16 protein-coding genes and 1 pseudogene are annotated in these 16,412 nt (G+C 68.4%); 8 read left to right on the forward strand and 9 right to left on the reverse strand.

The genetic code is table 11. From position 1 onward, the window contains the following. The coding region (locus A5704_RS26755) for a class I SAM-dependent methyltransferase (RefSeq protein WP_067891910.1) at window positions 1-626 on the forward strand (626 nt) is incomplete at its 5' end. 18 nt (window positions 627-644) lie between these two features. Here A5704_RS26755 and malQ read toward each other — a convergent pair. The 4 genes from malQ to A5704_RS26775 form a co-directional block, all read right to left on the reverse strand. Further along, the gene (gene malQ / locus A5704_RS26760; protein ID WP_067891912.1) at window positions 645-2,630 is read right to left on the reverse strand and encodes a 4-alpha-glucanotransferase; all 1,986 of its coding nucleotides are present in this window, start codon (window positions 2,628-2,630) and stop codon (window positions 645-647) included. A 133-nt stretch (window positions 2,631-2,763) separates the two neighbouring features. Next, window positions 2,764-3,399 carry a phosphate signaling complex protein PhoU gene (gene phoU / locus A5704_RS26765; protein ID WP_067891916.1) on the reverse strand — a complete coding sequence of 212 codons (636 nt, stop codon included), beginning with the start codon at window positions 3,397-3,399 and terminating at the stop codon, window positions 2,764-2,766. A gap of 101 nt (window positions 3,400-3,500) precedes the next feature. Continuing rightward, window positions 3,501-4,829 carry an MFS transporter gene (locus A5704_RS26770; RefSeq protein ID WP_067753629.1) on the reverse strand — a complete coding sequence of 443 codons (1,329 nt, stop codon included), beginning with the start codon at window positions 4,827-4,829 and terminating at the stop codon, window positions 3,501-3,503. A gap of 177 nt (window positions 4,830-5,006) precedes the next feature. Beyond that, complete coding sequence (locus A5704_RS26775; RefSeq protein ID WP_067779006.1) at window positions 5,007-5,594, reverse strand: hemerythrin domain-containing protein; 588 nt, start codon at window positions 5,592-5,594, stop codon at window positions 5,007-5,009. A gap of 183 nt (window positions 5,595-5,777) precedes the next feature. Here A5704_RS26775 and A5704_RS26780 point away from each other — a divergent pair, with 183 nt between their 5' ends. From A5704_RS26780 to A5704_RS26790, 3 genes are all read left to right on the forward strand, one after another. Then, window positions 5,778-6,662, forward strand: a complete 885-nt coding sequence (locus tag A5704_RS26780; RefSeq protein ID WP_067753632.1) for a cyclopropane mycolic acid synthase family methyltransferase — start codon at window positions 5,778-5,780, stop codon at window positions 6,660-6,662. Window positions 6,663-6,805: 143 nt separating this feature from the next. Further along, window positions 6,806-7,315, forward strand: a complete 510-nt coding sequence (locus tag A5704_RS26785; protein ID WP_082954983.1) for a hypothetical protein — start codon at window positions 6,806-6,808, stop codon at window positions 7,313-7,315. A 142-nt stretch (window positions 7,316-7,457) separates the two neighbouring features. Beyond that, window positions 7,458-7,811, forward strand: coding sequence for a VOC family protein (locus A5704_RS26790; protein WP_067753595.1), 354 nt, complete (start codon window positions 7,458-7,460; stop codon window positions 7,809-7,811). Between the two features lie 6 nt (window positions 7,812-7,817). Here A5704_RS26790 and A5704_RS26795 read toward each other — a convergent pair whose 3' ends face one another. Genes A5704_RS26795 through A5704_RS26805 form a run of 3 tightly spaced genes read right to left on the reverse strand, consistent with a single transcriptional unit; the run spans window position 7,818 to window position 10,108 of the window. Beyond that, window positions 7,818-8,084, reverse strand: a complete 267-nt coding sequence (locus A5704_RS26795) for a YdeI/OmpD-associated family protein (protein WP_067753598.1) — start codon at window positions 8,082-8,084, stop codon at window positions 7,818-7,820. 55 nt (window positions 8,085-8,139) lie between these two features. Beyond that, complete coding sequence (locus A5704_RS26800) at window positions 8,140-9,030, reverse strand: hypothetical protein (RefSeq protein ID WP_067891922.1); 891 nt, start codon at window positions 9,028-9,030, stop codon at window positions 8,140-8,142. Window positions 9,031-9,064: 34 nt separating this feature from the next. After that, window positions 9,065-10,108: an amidohydrolase family protein gene (locus A5704_RS26805; protein ID WP_067891925.1), complete on the reverse strand. Its 1,044-nt coding sequence runs from the start codon at window positions 10,106-10,108 to the stop codon at window positions 9,065-9,067. 100 nt (window positions 10,109-10,208) lie between these two features. Between A5704_RS26805 and A5704_RS26810 the strand changes: the two genes are divergently transcribed. After that, window positions 10,209-10,928 carry a CoA pyrophosphatase gene (locus A5704_RS26810; protein WP_067891928.1) on the forward strand — a complete coding sequence of 240 codons (720 nt, stop codon included), beginning with the start codon at window positions 10,209-10,211 and terminating at the stop codon, window positions 10,926-10,928. Between the two features lie 152 nt (window positions 10,929-11,080). Next, window positions 11,081-13,996: an ornithine decarboxylase gene (locus A5704_RS26815; protein ID WP_067753610.1), complete on the forward strand. Its 2,916-nt coding sequence runs from the start codon at window positions 11,081-11,083 to the stop codon at window positions 13,994-13,996. Here the strand turns inward: A5704_RS26815 and A5704_RS28075 are convergent. Beyond that, window positions 13,905-14,555, reverse strand: a complete 651-nt coding sequence (locus A5704_RS28075) for a PadR family transcriptional regulator (protein WP_067779021.1) — start codon at window positions 14,553-14,555, stop codon at window positions 13,905-13,907. The genes A5704_RS26815 and A5704_RS28075 overlap by 92 nt on opposite strands. 118 nt (window positions 14,556-14,673) lie before the next feature. On the opposite strand from A5704_RS28075, the gene A5704_RS26825 reads away from it, so the two are divergent. Continuing rightward, the gene (locus tag A5704_RS26825; protein ID WP_067891931.1) at window positions 14,674-15,096 is read left to right on the forward strand and encodes a nuclear transport factor 2 family protein; all 423 of its coding nucleotides are present in this window, start codon (window positions 14,674-14,676) and stop codon (window positions 15,094-15,096) included. A gap of 12 nt (window positions 15,097-15,108) precedes the next feature. Then, entirely contained in the window at window positions 15,109-16,146 is a 1,038-nt protein-coding gene (locus A5704_RS26830) for an LLM class F420-dependent oxidoreductase (protein WP_067753620.1), read from the forward strand. A gap of 12 nt (window positions 16,147-16,158) precedes the next feature. On the opposite strand, the pseudogene A5704_RS26835 reads toward A5704_RS26830, so the two are convergent. Beyond that, window positions 16,159-16,412, reverse strand: a pseudogene (locus tag A5704_RS26835) (MFS transporter); the annotation flags it as partial.

The raw sequence follows: 16,412 nt of genomic DNA on the forward strand, positions 1-16,412 counted from the left end.
GGCTCATCGACCGCATGGGCCTGACGGCCGGTGACACATTGCTGGACTCCGGCGCAGGCGTCGGCGGGCCCGCCGCGTATGCCGCGCGCTCGCGTCCGGTGCGTCCGGTGCTCGTCGAACCGGAGACCGGTGCCTGCCGCGCGGCGAAGAAGTTGTTCGGATTCCCGGTGGTGTGCGCGGCGGGCGCCGCCCTGCCGGTGACTGACTCGAGCTTCGACGCCGCCTGGTCCCTGGGCGTGTTGTGCACGACGCCGGATCAGCTCGGGCTGCTCGACGAGTTGCGCCGCGTCGTGCGGCCCGGCGGGCCCATCGGGCTGCTGGTTTTCGTCGCGCACTCTGACGCGGCGAACGACACGACCGACGGCAACCACTTCCCGTCGCCCGCTCGCCTGCGTGAGCTGGTGACGCGCGCCGGCCTGCGCGTCGAGCACTCGCTGGGCACGTCGGACCTCCCGGCGATCGCCGACACGTGGAACGAGCGCATCGACGCCGTGGAAAACGCGCTGAGGGACCGCCACGGGCACACGGAGGCCTGGCAGCTGGCCGAACGGCAGAGCTCGAAGATCGGGCGGCTGCTCGGGGACGGGGCGCTGACGGGCGAGCTGTTGGTGCTGCGGCACGCGTGAGAGACCGCCTGGGCCCGGTTACCGCGCCCCTCGGAAGGCGGCGGTGATTTCGGCGACCCTCGGGTCGGCGCGCAGTTCCTCCAGCGTCTCCGGCAGGGGCAACCGCCAGTTCGGGTATTCGTCGATGGTGCCCGGCAGGTTGGGCTGCCGGGGTTCGGCCAGCACGTCGTAGGGCGAGATCAGTTTCAGCCGGCTCGGGGTCGCGGCGAGCAATCGGTGCATCGCGGTGATGATTGCCGGCTCGTCCGCGTCGGAGCCCGAAAGCAGCCCTTCGGACCGCAGCAGTTCCACCCACTCGGCTCGTTCCTTGTCGGCCACCGACTGCTCGCCCGGCACGTCGTCAAGCAGCCCGAGGTCCGCGCGGGCCCGCACGTGTTCACCGCGCAGGAAACCCGCCGCCGTGGGGAGGTCGTGGGTGGACAGGCTGGCGGCCGCCCGCGACGGCCACTGCGCAGGCGGCAGCAGCGGCTCGCCCGGAGCCGACTCGTCACGGGTGAACCACGACACCGCGCAGCCCAGCATCTCGTTGTCGGCCAGCGCCTGGGTCACCTCGGGTTCGACGGTGCCCAGATCCTCGCCGACGACGGCGGCTCCCGCGCGATGCGCCTCCAGCGCCAAGACCGCGAGCATCACGTCGGCGTCGTAGTGCACGTAGGTGCCGCGCTCCGGACCGTCCCCCGGCGGGATCCACCAGAGCCGCCACAACCCTGCGACATGGTCGATCCGCAGCCCGTCGGCATGGGCGAGCACTGCGCGCAGCATGTCCCGCAGCGCGGCGTAGCCGGTGGCGGCGAGGCGGTCCGGCCGCCACGGCGGAAGCCCCCAATCCTGCCCGCGCGGCGTGAAGTTGTCCGGCGGCGCGCCGATGCTCACCCCGGTGGCGAGCACGTCGGCCAGCGCCCACGCGTCGGCGCCGTTCGCGTCCACCCCGACCGGTAGGTCGTGCAGCACGCCGAGCGCCATGCCCGCGTCGCGTGCGGCGTCGCGCACGGTCGTCAGCTGCTCGTCGCAGCGTTGCTGCACCCACGCGTGGAAGGCCAGCCGGGGTGCCAGCTCCCGCCGGGCCGCCGCCACGCCGGGCCCGGCGACGTCATGCAGCGGTGCGGGCCAGCGGGTCCACCGGCCGCCGTGCCGCTCGGCCAGCGCGCAATACGTGGCCCAGTCGCGCAGACCGGTGCCGGCGGCCGACTGGTCCAGCGGGTTGGGCCGGCCGTCGGCGCGCCACAACAGTTCCAGCGCCGACCGCTTGGCCGCCCACACCAGGTCGTAGTCGACCCGCTCGGTGGTGGGCGAGACCCGCAACGCGTCGACCTCCGCGCGGGTTTCCGGGTCGGCCTGGCGGTAGGCGTCGAGATCCTCGATGCGCAGCGCCAGCGGGTTGGCGAATCGTCGGCTGGACGGGGTGTAGGGCGACGGCTGCACCGGGTGCGTCGGGCCGGGCGCGTGCAGCGGGTTGAGCAGCACCACGCCGGCCCCATGCTCGGCGGCGGTCCAATTCAGGAACTCGCGCAGGTCGCCCAGGTCGCCGATGCCCCAGGATCGCGCGGATCGCAACGCATACAGCTGCAACATCCAGCCCCAGGTGGCCGGCGTGGGAGGCACGCGGGGCGGGGCGGCCACCAGGGTGGCCTCCTGACCGTCGCGCAGCTCGATCCGATACCAGCCCGGGCTGAGGTCACCGGGCAGCTCGTCGCGCACTTCGGTCCGGACGCCGTCCTCGCTCACCAGGACGGCGGCGCCGGGCACGGCCCGGGGGCGCCCATCCAGCCGCACGGCGATCGTGGGTGGCAGCGCGCCGGCGCGGTCGCGCTCGGCGAGCCGGGCCAGCTCGCGTCGCCGCGCGGCTTCGCTCGAGGCGTCGACATCGAGGAGGCCGAGCACCCGGATCACGACGTCGGCGTCGACCTCCACCGGCTCTCGCCGCTCGTTTCGATAGGAGGTGGCCACCCCGTGAGCCGCGGCCACCCGCCGCAGGTCATCGGGAACCGGCTTGGGCTTCGCCATCAAGCCGCCGGCCCGGGTGCGGCGCCGGCGGCGGCGATGGGACGACGGAGGGGTAGCAGCACAACCTCTATATACCCAAGCGGTGGGTTCTCACACGGGCGGCCGAAACTCGTTCGCCGGCATGCGTTTTCGGCTAGTGCCCGGTCGCCTGAAAGATGACCCGCCGGGCGATCTGCACGGCGTGGTCGGCGAAGCGCTCGTAGAAGCGGCCCAACAGCGTGACATCCACCGCGGCGGCGACACCGTGCGTCCAGCACGGGTCCATCAGAGCCGTCAGCAATTGGTGGTGCAGTTCGTCCATCGCATCATCGTCGCGGCGGATCTGGGCCGCCCGGCGAGGATCCTGGGCCAGCAATACTTCTCGCGCGCCGACGGCCAGCTGCTCGGCGGCATCATCCATTTCGGCGATGTGGTGGCGCACATCGTCGGGCACGGCAATGCGGGGATGGCGCATGCGGGCGATGTCGGCCACGTGTACCGCGAGCCCGCCCATCCGTTGCGCGTCCGCGGCGATCCGGATGGCACTGACCACCGCCCGCAGGTCGGTCGCCACCGGGGCCTGCAAGGCCAGCAACGCGAATGCGGTCTCCTCGACGCCGGTGTTGACGGCGACGATGTCCGCCTGGCCGGCGATGACGCGTTCCGCCAGCACCAGGTCGGCCTTCAGCAGCGCCTCGGTAGCCAGCCCGATGGCTCCGCCGGCCATCGCGCACATCGCGGCGAGCTGTTCGCTGAGGGTTCCCAATCGATGGTGAAAAGCGCTCCTCATCCCTTAGAGATAGGCCGGGAAACGCAAAATAAACGTCGTTGGCCGCTCGGTGGGAGTGGTCGCGTGGAGGGTTCGCCCGCAACGCGTTTCGCGGCCTTCGGCTACCGGACGCCCTCGGCCAGCTCGCGCGCCTCCTGCTCGGTTTCCACGGCGGGCCCGGACCCCGGCAGCGGCTTCCCGGCGACCTCGGGCGTGAACAGCAGCGTGACCGCGCCCACCAGGCCGCCGAAGATCAGCATGTAGGCGGGCGCCATGACGTTGCCGGTGCCCGAGACCAACGCCTGGGCGATCAGCGGCGTAGTGCCGCCGACCGCGGATATGGAGATGTTGTACGAGATCGCCAGCGCCCCGTAGCGGACGTTCGTGGGGAACAGCGCCGGCAGCATGGCCGGCGCGGTGCTGTCGAAGCACAGTTCCATCAACCCGATCAGCAGCACACCCATGAAGATCACCGGGTAGATCCCGCCGAAGCGGATGAGCAGGAACGCGGGGATCGAACCGACGACCAGCAGTGCGCAGCCGGTCCACATGATCGGCTTGACGCCGATGCGGTCGGACAGGCTGGCGACCAGCACCACCGTGACCATCAGGATCGCCAACGTCACCACGATCATCACCAGCCCGGCGGTGTGGCCGGCGCGCACGAACAGCTTGAGGTAGGTCGGCAGGTAACCGGTCAGCATGAAATCGGCGACCTGGGAGGTGAGCACCAGGGCGGCGCAGATCAGCAGCCCCCGCCACTGGTCCACAACCGTGCGCCGGAATTGCTGCCGGCGCCCGCCCGACTGCTGCGCGCCCTCCGTCGCGCTCTGATAGGCGGACGACTCCTTGAGCCGAAGCCGCAGAATCAGGGCGAACAGACCGAAGGGCGCGCCCAGTAACAGCGGGATCCGCCAGCCGTAGGTCAGCATGGCTTCGTCCGGCAGCCAGGTTTGTAAGGCCGTGACGAGCATCCCGGCCAGCACGAACCCGACCAGGTTGCCCATCGGCAAGAATCCGACCATCCTGCCGCGTTTGTGGTCCGGCGCCTGCTCGACCAGGTACGTCATCGCGCCGACGAACTCACCGCCGGTCGACAGCCCCTGGAAGATCCGCGCGATGACGAGCAGGATCGGCGCCCAGATGCCGATGGCGCTGTAGCCGGGCAGCAGGCCGGTCACGGTCGTGCTGATCGTCATCATCAGGATCGTGATGACCAGGACCCGATGCCGTCCGATGCGGTCGCCGAGGGGCCCGAAGATGAAGCCACCGAGAGGCCGCACCACGAACGCGGCGGCCAGCGTGCCGAAGGTCGCGATCAGGTGGACGCCGCTGACGCTCTTACCGGGGTAGAACACCTGGGCGAGGGTGGTGGCGATGTAGCCGTAGACCCCGAAGTCGTACCACTCCATGAAGTTGCCGATGGCGGTGCCCATGATGGTCTGGCGCATGGCCGGGTCGGCGACCCGGATCTCGTTGCGTGCCCATTTCCGGCGGCGGCGTCGCGCATTCATCGACGGATTGCGTACCCAGAAGTCCCGAGGGCCGAACAAGTTGCGCTCCCATCCGGCTCGTCGTCTTCATCGGCCGGTGGCCGATCGTAGCGACCGGGCCAGCCCGAGAAGAACTCATTGACCTTTCAGGCTGCCGATGCGAAGCGAATAATCCCGGGGCTTCGACCGGTCCTCCGACCGGGTGGCCGCCTCGATATCGTCGACGTAGCGCTGCGGGTCCCGGTCGACGATCGGCAAACCCTCGGTGGTGGGGTGTTCGGCCATGAAGTCGCTGTATTGCCGGCCCAGCGCTTCCCGCAGGCCGATGGGAGCCCTGCGACGGAAATCCGACAGCCCCTCTCGCTCCTCTTCGCCCATGTGGTCGTCGTTGGCCTCGCGCGTGCGGCCGACCGCCGCCCACCATTCGTCGGTGCCCACCTCTGCGGCGTTGGCGTCGCGCACCCCGTCGCGGATGTCGTTGTGATCACCGATGGCGTCGAGCGTCTCACCCTCGGCGTCGTCGCCGACCCGCGTCAGAAGTTGCGGGTAGAAGATCTTCTCCTCGATGTAGGCGTGCACGTCCAGCTTGTCGGCGAGGGGCCGCCACACCCGGGCAAGGGCGGTTTCGTCGACCGGCGTCTGAGCCTGCAGGTAGTCCAGCCTGGCGAACTGTTCGCGGAACCACTCGTGGTCGGCGAGGATCAACATGGTGATGTCAGCCATCGCGACGCCCCACCTCCCTCCCGCTACGGTTCGCGCCATGGTGTCCCATCGCGGCGCAGCCAGTCAACCGGCCGGGCAACGTCGAGAAGGGCCTCGTAGACCGTGCGGATACACTGGGTCGTCAGCATGTCGATCGACCGCGATCGCGTGCGAGAAAAAATCCACCACAGTCAGAGGTTGTTTGTGCCCGAGAACCGCAGCGAGCCCGTGAGCCTAGAGCCGCATTTCGACGACGTTCAGGCGCACTACGACCTGTCCGACGACTTCTTCGCGCTGTTCCTGGACCCCACGCGGACCTACAGCTGCGCCTATTTCCAGCGCGACGACATGACCCTCGAAGAAGCTCAGCTCGCCAAGGTCGACCTGTCGCTGGGCAAGCTCGGGCTGCAACCGGGCCAGACCCTGCTCGACATCGGCTGCGGCTGGGGCACCACCATCATCCGGGCCCTCGAGCAGTACGACGTCAACGTCGTCGGCCTCACCCTGAGCCGCAACCAGCAGGCGCACGTGCAGCAGCGCCTCGACGAGCACCCCAGCGCGCGGAGCAAGCGGGTGTTGCTACAGGGCTGGGAGCAGTTCGACGAGAAGGTGGACCGCATCGTTTCCATCGGCGCCTTCGAGCACTTCGGGCGCGACCGCTATCCCGACTTCTTCAAGATGGCCTACGAGGCGTTGCCCGCCGACGGCGTGATGATGCTGCACACCATCATCCAGCCCAGCCGCGAGGAATTCGAAGAGCGTGGGCTGCCCATCACCATGACGAAACTGCGGTTCATGAAATTCATCATGGACGAGATCTTCCCGGGCGGAGACCTGCCCGCGGCCAAGACGGTCGAAGAGCACGCGACCCGCGCCGGCTTCGGTCTCAAGCTCTACCAGCCGCTGCGCCTGCATTACGCGCGCACCCTCGACACCTGGGCGGCCGCCCTCGAGTCGCGCCGCGAAGAGGCCATCGCGATTCAGTCCCAAGAGGTCTACGACCGGTACATGAAGTACCTGACCGGTTGCGCCGACCTGTTCCGCGAGGGCTACACCGACGTCGCGCAGTTCACCCTCGTCAAGGGCTGAGGAACCGGGCCCCGATTCGGGCGCACCATAGCTGAACCCCGGGCCGGTTTATCCGTGCAGCGCCCGGGGTAAAACCACGAGCAACAACCTGCATCGGTACGCGTCGGCCTTCGTCGGCGCGAAACCGCAGGGAAGGATTGATCGTGAGTGCCAAGCATCGGATGAGCGCGACGGCGCAGCAAAGACCGCCGGCGGATCGAACGCCGCGCCGGCGGTCGGGCATCGCGGCGGTGTGCGACGTGCTTTCCGCCTCGATGTTGTGCGCGGCGGCGTGTGCGGCCCTGGTGCTCAACGCTCCGCACGGCGAGAAGCGAATGATCGAGGCGAGCCAGGAGCCGCCGTCCGCCGCTTCGCGCCCGGTGCGGCAGGAGGGCACCGTGGTCGCGGTGTCGGCGGGCTCGGTCACCGCCAGAAGCGCCGACGGCTACACGCAGACCTATCTCGTGACGCCCAACACCACGCTCATCGGTCGCGGTGGCCAACCGGCAGCTGCCGCTTCACATTTCACGGTCAATGACCACGTGGTCATCGTCGGAACCATCCAGGACGGCACCGCCATGGCCACCGCGGTGGCCGACCACGGCGCGGGACACGGGGACGGGCCGCCGATGGACTACCTTGACGGGCAGGTCATTCCGGCCGGGCGCAGCTGATCCACCCCCGCCGACATCCCCGGCTTTGGTCAACGACCTTGCGGCGCAGGGCCTCTGTCGTTCAGTCCGCGCCGCCGCTTCTCGCCTTCTCCCGGCGCCGTCCCGGGCCTACGCTGTATGCCATCCAGCCAGAGGAGGCGCCGTGAGCGAGCACGAAGTCAAAATGATCATCCTGTCGACTGACGACCTGGACGAGTCGATCCGGTTCTACAGCGAGACGCTCGGCATGGCGCTGAAGTTCCGCGATGGGGCGCACTTCGCCGCCCTCGACGGCGGCCCCGTCACGCTGGCGCTGGCGACCGCCGTGGACCACCCGATACCGGGTCAGGTCGTCGTCGGCATCAAGACCGCCGACGTCGACGCCGCGGCGAAGGCGGTGGAGGCCAGCGGCGGCGGCATCGTCAAAGGGCCGTACGACGACGCGCATGAACGCCGTGCCGTGGTCTATGACAACAAGGGCAACGGCCTGGTGTTCTACATGCCGCTTGGCCGCTGACCGGCGTTACTTGCCGTTGCGCTCGCGGTGCTTGCACCCGGGCCAACAGCAGGGCCTGCGCTTGCCCTCTTCCAGCTCCTCCTGTGTCCGGCGAATGCGGCGCTGCCGGGTGGCTTCCTGCTTGGCGTCCTCGACCCAGCAGATGAATTCGTTGCGGGCCAAGGGCGTGATGTCGTTCCACGCGGCGAGCGCGGTGGCATTGCCGATCAGCGACTCGCGCAGGTCGGCCGGAAGCTTGTGCACCACTCCGCCGGGTATCCGCTCACTGCTCATGGGGCCACAGTAGCTGTCCGCGCAGTAGACGATCGGCTGTGGTCGCGCGCCGCGGCTAAGAAGTCAAATGCGCGCTGTCGTCGTGCAATTCGTCGCGGCGCAATCCCATCGGCGTGCGGGCGGGCACATCACCGCCGGCGACCACCGTGCGGGTGACCGGCGTGAGCGCCCGGAACAGCGTCTCCACCTCGTCGTCGTCGAGCGCGTCGAGCGCGGACAGGGAAAGCGCATCGGTGGACCGTTCGATGTGGTCCTTCAGTTCCCGGCCGGCCGCGGTCAGCGAGCCCTCATCGTCGAGCAGCCCCCGTTCGGCCAGCCGTTGCTCGTGGTGTCGCCACGCGGCCTCGTCGTAGTCGCGGGTGCGCGCGATGTACTCGCGCGGGACACCGCCGGCCGCGGCGTGCAACACGTTGGACTCCCGGCCCGAGATGCCCGCGGCGGCCAGCACCGCCACATGTCCGTCGCCCCGGTGCTCGCGCAGCAGCGTCGTCGCGTGCCAGAGCGCGGCCAGCGGATCGTCCGGCCACGGCAACGCCAGGTTGGCGGCGAACAACGGTCGTGCATCCAGCGGGGCCCGCCTGGCCGCCTTGCCCGCCAATTCCGCTGCGGCACGGATGTTTTCGCTGTCGCCCAGCCCGTAGCGGCGCAACGCCGCGACGGCCGATTCCTGCCGGGCCCGCAACGCCGCGTCCGGCCCGGCGACCTCCCAGGCCGCCGGCAGCGCCTTGGCGATCCGTTCGGGGGCGAAGTTGTAGAAGATCGCGGTGACCACCTGCCGGGGCACCGGGCCCAGCGGCGCCGAGCGCGCGGCGAAGTAGCCCATCCAGAATCCGCGGTAGCCCAGCCCGTCCAGCGCCGCCCGCGCCTCCGGCGCGAAATACGTCACCGCATGCACCGGTTCGAAGCGGTCGAAGAAGCGCCGCGCCAGCAGGGGTTTCCGTTGCATGATGGCAGTTAACCACCCCAATGGTTGCCGGTGCTCAAAGCCTCAGCAGCCGCTCGGCATTGAGGTGGGCGATCTTCTCCCGGTCGCCCCGGTTGATCGGCATCCTGTCGAGGAACTGGCGGCACGCCTTGATGTTGCCGTAGGGATAGTCGGCGGTGAAGACCACGCGGTCGATGCCGATCACATTGACCATCGCCAGATAGGCGTTGAAGGACAGGCTCCAACTGGGATCCGCGGCGCCGGGCTCCTGACTGAAGAAATCGCCGGCGAGGATGCCACCGTAGAAGTTCTCCCGCAGGTACTCCTTGACGGTGCGTTTGAGACCCGTCGCCTCGACCGGAAACGAGTAGTCGGTCCGCCAGCCCATCCAGCTGAGCGCCTCGAAGTGGTGACCCACGATGATCTGTAGCTGCGGGAACCGGTCGAACACCCCACCCAGGATCAGCCGGAGGCAGTGCACCCCGGTGTCGATATGCCAGCCGACCCCGGCCGCCGCCAACCGAGCCGACACCTTCGGGTCAAAGCCGCCGTAATAGGTGTCGATGATCGACTGCGGCGGGATGGTCGGGTGCAAAAAGATTGGCACGCCCAGGGTTTCGGCGGATTCGAAGACCGGCCAGAAGAACGTGTCGTCCAGGTAGCGCCCGTTGACGTGTCCGTTGATCAGGGCGCCCACGAAGCCGTGATCGCGGACGGTGCGCTCGAGCTCGGCGGCCGCCGCCGAGGGGTCGCGCATCGGGAGGGTGGCGAAGCCGCGGAACCGGTCGGGATGCCGCCCGACCGCGGCGACCACCGCGTCGTTCGCCCGCCGGGCCAGCTCGATCGCCGAATCGGGGTCCAGAGTCTCGGGTCCCGGGACGGAGTGCGAAAGGATCTGCATGTCGATGCCCGCGGCGTCCATCGCGGCGATCCGCCCCTCGCCCACGTCGGTGATCCCCGGCGGCCATTCGCCTTCCGTTCCGGGAGAACCGCAGCCCGCGTGCCTCAGCATTTCGGTCGCCGAGTCGGCCCCTTGATTGCGGTGTTCTTCGGCTATGGCCGGAAACCTGTAGTGCTCCTCGATACCGATGACCTTCATCCGTCTCCTCCCGTACATGCACACCCACGAGCGCGGGGCGCCGGGCGTTCACCGGAGTACCCGGGACGCGCCGGGACCGGCCCCGCATAGTCTCGAACCCGTGACCATCCCGTATGACGAGGCTCTGCGCGAGCGGATCAGCGGCAATCTCGCGCGCCACGACCGCCGCGAGGTGACCGACCCAACCAAACGGCACGCGGCGGTCGCCGTGGTGTTGGTGGACTCCACCCTCGGCGAGGACCGGGTGGATCCGGCGCCGGTGGACGAATGGAACGGTGACCGCCCGATGCCGGAGCCCGGCCTTGACGGCCGGATGGTCGGCGTCTCGGGCGGCGCGGCGTTCTTGTTGTGCCGGAGGGCATCTCGACTCACCTCACACGCCGCGCAATGGGCGCTGCCCGGTGGCAGGCTCGACCCGGGCGAGACCGCCGTCGACGCGGCCCTGCGGGAATTGCGCGAGGAGGTCGGCATCGCCGTGACCAGTTCGACCGTGTTGGGCCTCCTCGACGACTATCCGACGCGGTCCGGGTACGTCATCACCCCGGTCGTGATCTGGGGCGGCGGCCGCCTCGATCCCCGCCCGGCGCCCGACGAGGTGGTGGCGGTGTACCGGGTGGGGCTGCATCAATTGCAGCGCGACGACTCGCCGCGATTCATCACCATCCCGGAGAGCCCGCGCCCGGTCGTGCAGATTCCTCTGGGCAACGACCTGATTCACGCGCCGACCGGCGCCGTGCTGCTGCAGTTGAGGTGGCTGTGTCTGGAAGGCCGACCGGACGCGGTCGACGGGCTGGAGCAACCGGTCTTCGCCTGGAGGTAGCGATCGATGGCAGGCGCCGCGGTGTGAGCGGCGGCTGTCACGCGACGGACGCTCGGTGTTCGCCTTCCGGTCACCGGCGGGCGTATTGACTCTGCAAGCCTGGACCGACGCTCCGGGACTCAGGAGTCGCCGTGCTCCCAGAAAGGGCGGCCATGACAGAACACTTGCGCGCATACAACAGCCTTTGGCAGGTGCGCAGCGACTCGTGGTGCCGGTTGGAAGAAGCCGCGGACCGGCTGACGCGGCCGACCACCACCGGCACGCTGAGGGACAAATGGGCGGGCGCCTGCCAGGAGTTGCTGACGCGCCTGAGCACGCTGGAGCCCTACTGGGCCTACCCCGGCGCGCCGCAGTTCGCGCGCATACAAAGGCTTTTCGCCGCCGGCAGCTACGACAAGTTCGCGCAGGCGGTCGCGCAGGTCAACCGGGCGCTGACCACCGAGTCCTACCGCTCAGGGGACGTGGACAACGCCGGTGCCGACGAACTCGACATGTTCCCGTCCGATCCGCGGCAACTCATCGAGCATCAGCCGGCGTCGCAGCGCGACCGTCCCTACTTCGAGGTGCTGGTCGTCGAGAAGATGACCGAGGACCAGGAACGCGCCCTGCGCAACGAGGTCCGCAAATGGCGGCGCCCCGACGACGAATTCGTCTACGAACTGGTGGTGGTCGCCAGCGGGGACGAGGCCCTCATCGCGGCGCGGCTCAACGTCAACCTGCAGGCGGTGGTGATCCGCCGGCGCTTCTCGCACCAATCGACGCGGGACCTGTCGGCGCTGTCGGAGTTCGTCGACACGGCCGTATCCGACGAGCTGAACGACCACCAGACTCCCGAGGAACGCGCGCAGATCCTGGCGACATCGCTGGCCGAACTGCGGCCGGAGCTCGACCTGTACCTGATGACCGAGATCGAGGTCGAAGACATCGCCGGTCGGCTGGGCCAGTACTTCCGCAGGGTGTTCCACGCGCGCGAGGGCATGCTCGAGCTGCACCTGTCGATCTTGCAGGGCGTCGCGGCGCGTTACCGCACACCGTTCTTCAGCGCGCTCAAGCAGTACAGCCACCGGCCCACCGGTGTCTTTCACGCGCTGCCGATTTCGCAGGGCAAATCGATCGTCAACTCCCACTGGATCAGGGACATGGTGGGGTTCTACGGCCTCGACGTGTTCATGGCCGAGACGTCGGCGACGTGCGGGGGCCTCGACTCACTGCTGGAACCGACCGGGCCGCTGCGAGAAGCGCAACAACTCGCCGCGCAGGCCTACGGATCGCGGCACACGTACTTCGTCACCAACGGGACCTCGACGGCCAACAAGATTGTCACGCAGGCGCTGGTGGCGCCCGGCGACATCGTGCTGCTGGACCGCAACTGCCATCAATCGCACCACTACGGGATGATGCTCGCCGGTGCGAACGTGGTGTATCTGGAGGCGTATCCGCTCAACGAGTATTCGATGTACGGGGCGGTCCCCCTGCGGGAGATCAAGTCAAAGCTGTTGGCGCTCAAAAGGGCCGGCAAGCTCGACCGCGTGAAGATGATGTCGCTGACGAACTGCACCTTCGACGGGATCGTCTACGACGTCGAGCGTGTCATGGAGGAGTGCCTGGCCATCAAACCCGACCTGGTATTCCTCTGGGACGAGGCCTGGTTCGCCTTCGCGCGGTTCCACCCGGTCTACCGGACGCGCACCGCGATGGCCGCGGCACGGACCATGCGCGCGCGGCTGCAGGACCCCGGCTATCGGCGTCGCTACGAGGAATATCTCTCGGCCGGTGGCAACGAAACACCCAGCGACGACGAGCTTTTGGACCGTCGCTTGCTGCCCGACCCCGCCCGGGCCCGGGTGCGGGTGTACGCCACGCAGTCGACGCACAAGACGTTGACCGCGCTGAGGCAGGGATCGATGATCCACGTTTTCGATCAGGATTTCGACCAGAAGGTCGCCGAGCCGTTCCACGAGGCATACATGGCCCACACGTCGACCTCCCCCAACTACCAGATTCTCGCGTCGCTGGACCTGGGGCGCCGGCAGGTCGCGCTGGAGGGAGTCGAGCTGGTGCAACGGCAGATCGAGAACGCGATGCAGTTGCGCGACGCGATCGACAACCATCCGTTGCTCAGCAAGTACATGCGCTGCCTGCGCACGTCGGATCTGATCCCGGAGCCGTTCCGGCCGTCGGCTATCGCCCAGCCGCTGCGCTCGGGCCTGCGCAACATGATGGCGGCGTGGGGCCAGGACGAGTTCGTGCTCGACCCGTCGCGGATCACGTTGTTCATCGGGCCCACCGGCTACGACGGCGACACCTTCAAACGCCAGCAGTTGATGGACCGCTACGGAATCCAGATCAACAAGACGTCGCGCAACAGCGTCCTGTTCATGACCAACATCGGCACCACGCGCAGTTCGGTCGCCTTCCTGGTGGAGGTTCTGGTCAACATCGCCACCGAACTCGACCAGAACATCTCCGAGATGAGCCTCGGCGAGCGAGAGCACTTCGACCGCGCGGTCTACCGGCTCACCGAAATGTCCTTGCCACTGCCCGATTTCAGCGGATTCCACCCCGCCTTCCTGGATCACAGCGGCGCCGAGCCGACGCCCGAGGGGGACGTCCGCCGCGGGTTCTACCTCTCCTACGACGACACCAACTGTGAGTACCTCACCGGCGACCAGATCGATGAACGGCTCGACGCGGGCATTGACGTCGTGTCGGCGACGTACGTGACGCCCTACCCGCCGGGCTTTCCGGTCCTGGTGCCCGGGCAGCTGTTCAGTCGCGGCATCCTGCAGTTCATGCGCGACCTCGACACGCCCGAAATTCACGGCTACTTACCAAATTTCGGCTACCGCGTGTACACCGGTAAAGCCATCGAAATGGCTGGCCGGCCGGCCGGCCTGCCGTCCAACGGCCACCGCGCCGTCGGCGCCCCAGACGGGGCGAAGCAGACGCCGAAGAAGCCGGGCAAGCGTGCCCGGCTCAGCGGCGAGGGGAGCGTTCCCGAGGTCGGTCAGGATGAGCTGCTCGGCCAGCAGCAGCCCGGCGACGCGGTGAGCTCGGGTTCTGCTTAGGCCGCGCGGCCATGCGGTGGTCGATGACGTCCAGCGCGCGCTCGGCCCATCGAACGTTCTCTTCCTCGAACGCGATCCCACGCAGCAGCGTCAAATAGGGGCCGATCCGCTCGGCATGGGCCAAAAACTCCCCCTCGGCGTGTCCGTCGAGTATGCGCGCCCGCAAGCGTTCGTAGCGTTGCAGTTTGGCCGTCGCCCACTGCAGGCGCTCGACGATGAACTCCCGCACGGCGGGTGCGTCCCCGGCGTCCGCGGCCTGGACCTTGATGAGCAGTTCGTCGCGAATCGCCGAGGGCTTGGGCGCCCTCGCGGTGAACTCCCGGATCGCGTCGTGGCCGGCCTCGGTCAGCGAGAACAGCCGCTTGTTTGGCCGGCGCTCCTGCTGCACGACGCGCGCCCGGATGAGGCCCTGCTCGGCAAGGCGGTCGAGTTCGCGGTACAGCTGCTGGGGGGTGGCCATCCAGAAATTCGCCACCGAGGCGTCGAAGTCCTTGGCGAGGTCGTATCCGGACGACTCGCCCTCGAGGAGGGCCGCCAGGACAGCGTCACGCAGCGACATCGAAGAAGAGTACAACGATACGAATAATCAACAAAGTGATTAATCGCACTATGGACACGGGCCGACGGACCGCATAGCGTCAACGGCACTTCCCAACCAATCCAAGCCGAGGTGTCGGATGCATCCCTTCCGCAAAGCCGTCGAGGACCGCGACGAGAGCGGCATCCACGCGCTGCTGGCCGACGACGTCGTGTTCACCAGCCCGGTCGCGTTCAAGCCCTATGTCGGCAAGCCGATCACCGCGGCCATCCTGAGCGGCGTGTTGCGCATCTTCGAGGACTTCCGTTACATCCGGGAGATCCACGACGACGACGGCCGAGACCACGCCCTCGTGTTCGAGACTGGAATCGCCGGGACGCCCGGGGTCAAGATCACCGGCTGCGACTTCCTGCACTTCAACGACGACGGCCTGATCGACGACTTCATGGTGATGGTGCGGCCGCTCTCAGGCGCGAAGGCGTTGTCCGAGGCGATGGGCGCCCAGTTCGAGCGGATCCAGCAGGAGGCGCTCCAACTGGCCGACACGTTCACCACCGCGTAGGGGCGAGCGACCATGCGAATCGGATTAGGCATCAACTATGCGGGCGGCTTCAAGGACGTGGCCGCCGAAGTGGCCGACCTCGAGCGTGCCGGACTCGACATCGTCTTTGTCCCCGAGGCCTATTCGTTCGACGCGGTGAGCGCGCTCGGTTACCTGGCCGCCAGCACCGAACGGGTCGGCCTGGCCTCGGGGATCCTGCAGCTCTACACCCGAACGCCCACGCTCACCGCGATGACCGCCGCCGGGCTCGACTACGTCTCCGATGGCCGGTTCACCCTTGGGCTGGGGGCTTCCGGTCCGCAGGTCATCGAGGGCTTTCACGGGGTGCCCTACGACGCGCCGATCGGCCGGACCCGCGAAGTGATCGACATCTGCAGGCAGGTCTGGCGGCGCGAACCCGTCAAGCACCAGGGCAAGTACTACACGATCCCGCTTCCCGCCGGGCAGGGCACCGGGCTCGGAAAGCCGCTCAAGCTGATCAACAAGCCGGTGCGAGAACGCATTCCGATATTGGTCGCGGCGCTTGGCCCCAAGAATGTCGAGCTCGCGGCCGAGATCGCCGAGGGCTGGCAGCCGATCTTCTACCTGCCCGAGAAGGCGCAGGAGGTGTGGGGCGAGGCGCTGGCCGCCGGCCGCGCCAAGCGGGACGCCGAGCTGGGTGAGTTGGACATCTACGCCGGCCCGGTCCTCGCCATCGGTGAAAACGTGGAGTCGCTAAGGGAATTCGTGAAACCCCATCTCGCCCTCTACATCGGCGGCATGGGCGCCAAGGGCAAGAACTTCTACCACGCCCTGGCGACGAAGTACGGCTACGGCCCGCAGGCGGACCGGATCCAAGAGCTCTACCTGGCCGGCGACAAGGACGGCGCCGCCAAGGTCGTGCCCGACGAGCTGGTCCGGGACGTGAACCTGATCGGCAGTCGCGAGTTCGTCAAGGATCGACTGGCCGCGTTCCGCGAAGCGGGGGTCACCACGCTCAACGTGGCGCCCATCGCGTCCACCCCGGGCGAGCGGGTCAAGCTGATCGAGACGCTGCGCGAATTGCTCTGAGCGCGGGCGATTTCAGGCCTGTCGGTGGGCGTCGCGCCGCAATCGCACCGCCCGACTCGCGGCGGCCAGCAACGCCAGCGCGGCCATCACCGCGAGAACGGTCGCCGACACCGCCGACCCGACCGTCGCCAAAATGAGCGGCAGCCCGAAACCGATGTAGGTCACCACGTAGAACGCGCCGACCAGCGCGCCGCGCAAGCGTTTCGGCGCCGCGGCCTCCAGATCGATCAACCCCTCACGCAAGCACAGGCCGGAGGCGCATCCCA

It is taken from the genome of Mycobacterium sp. E735 (assembly GCF_001666955.1).
Taxonomy (GTDB): domain Bacteria; phylum Actinomycetota; class Actinomycetes; order Mycobacteriales; family Mycobacteriaceae; genus Mycobacterium.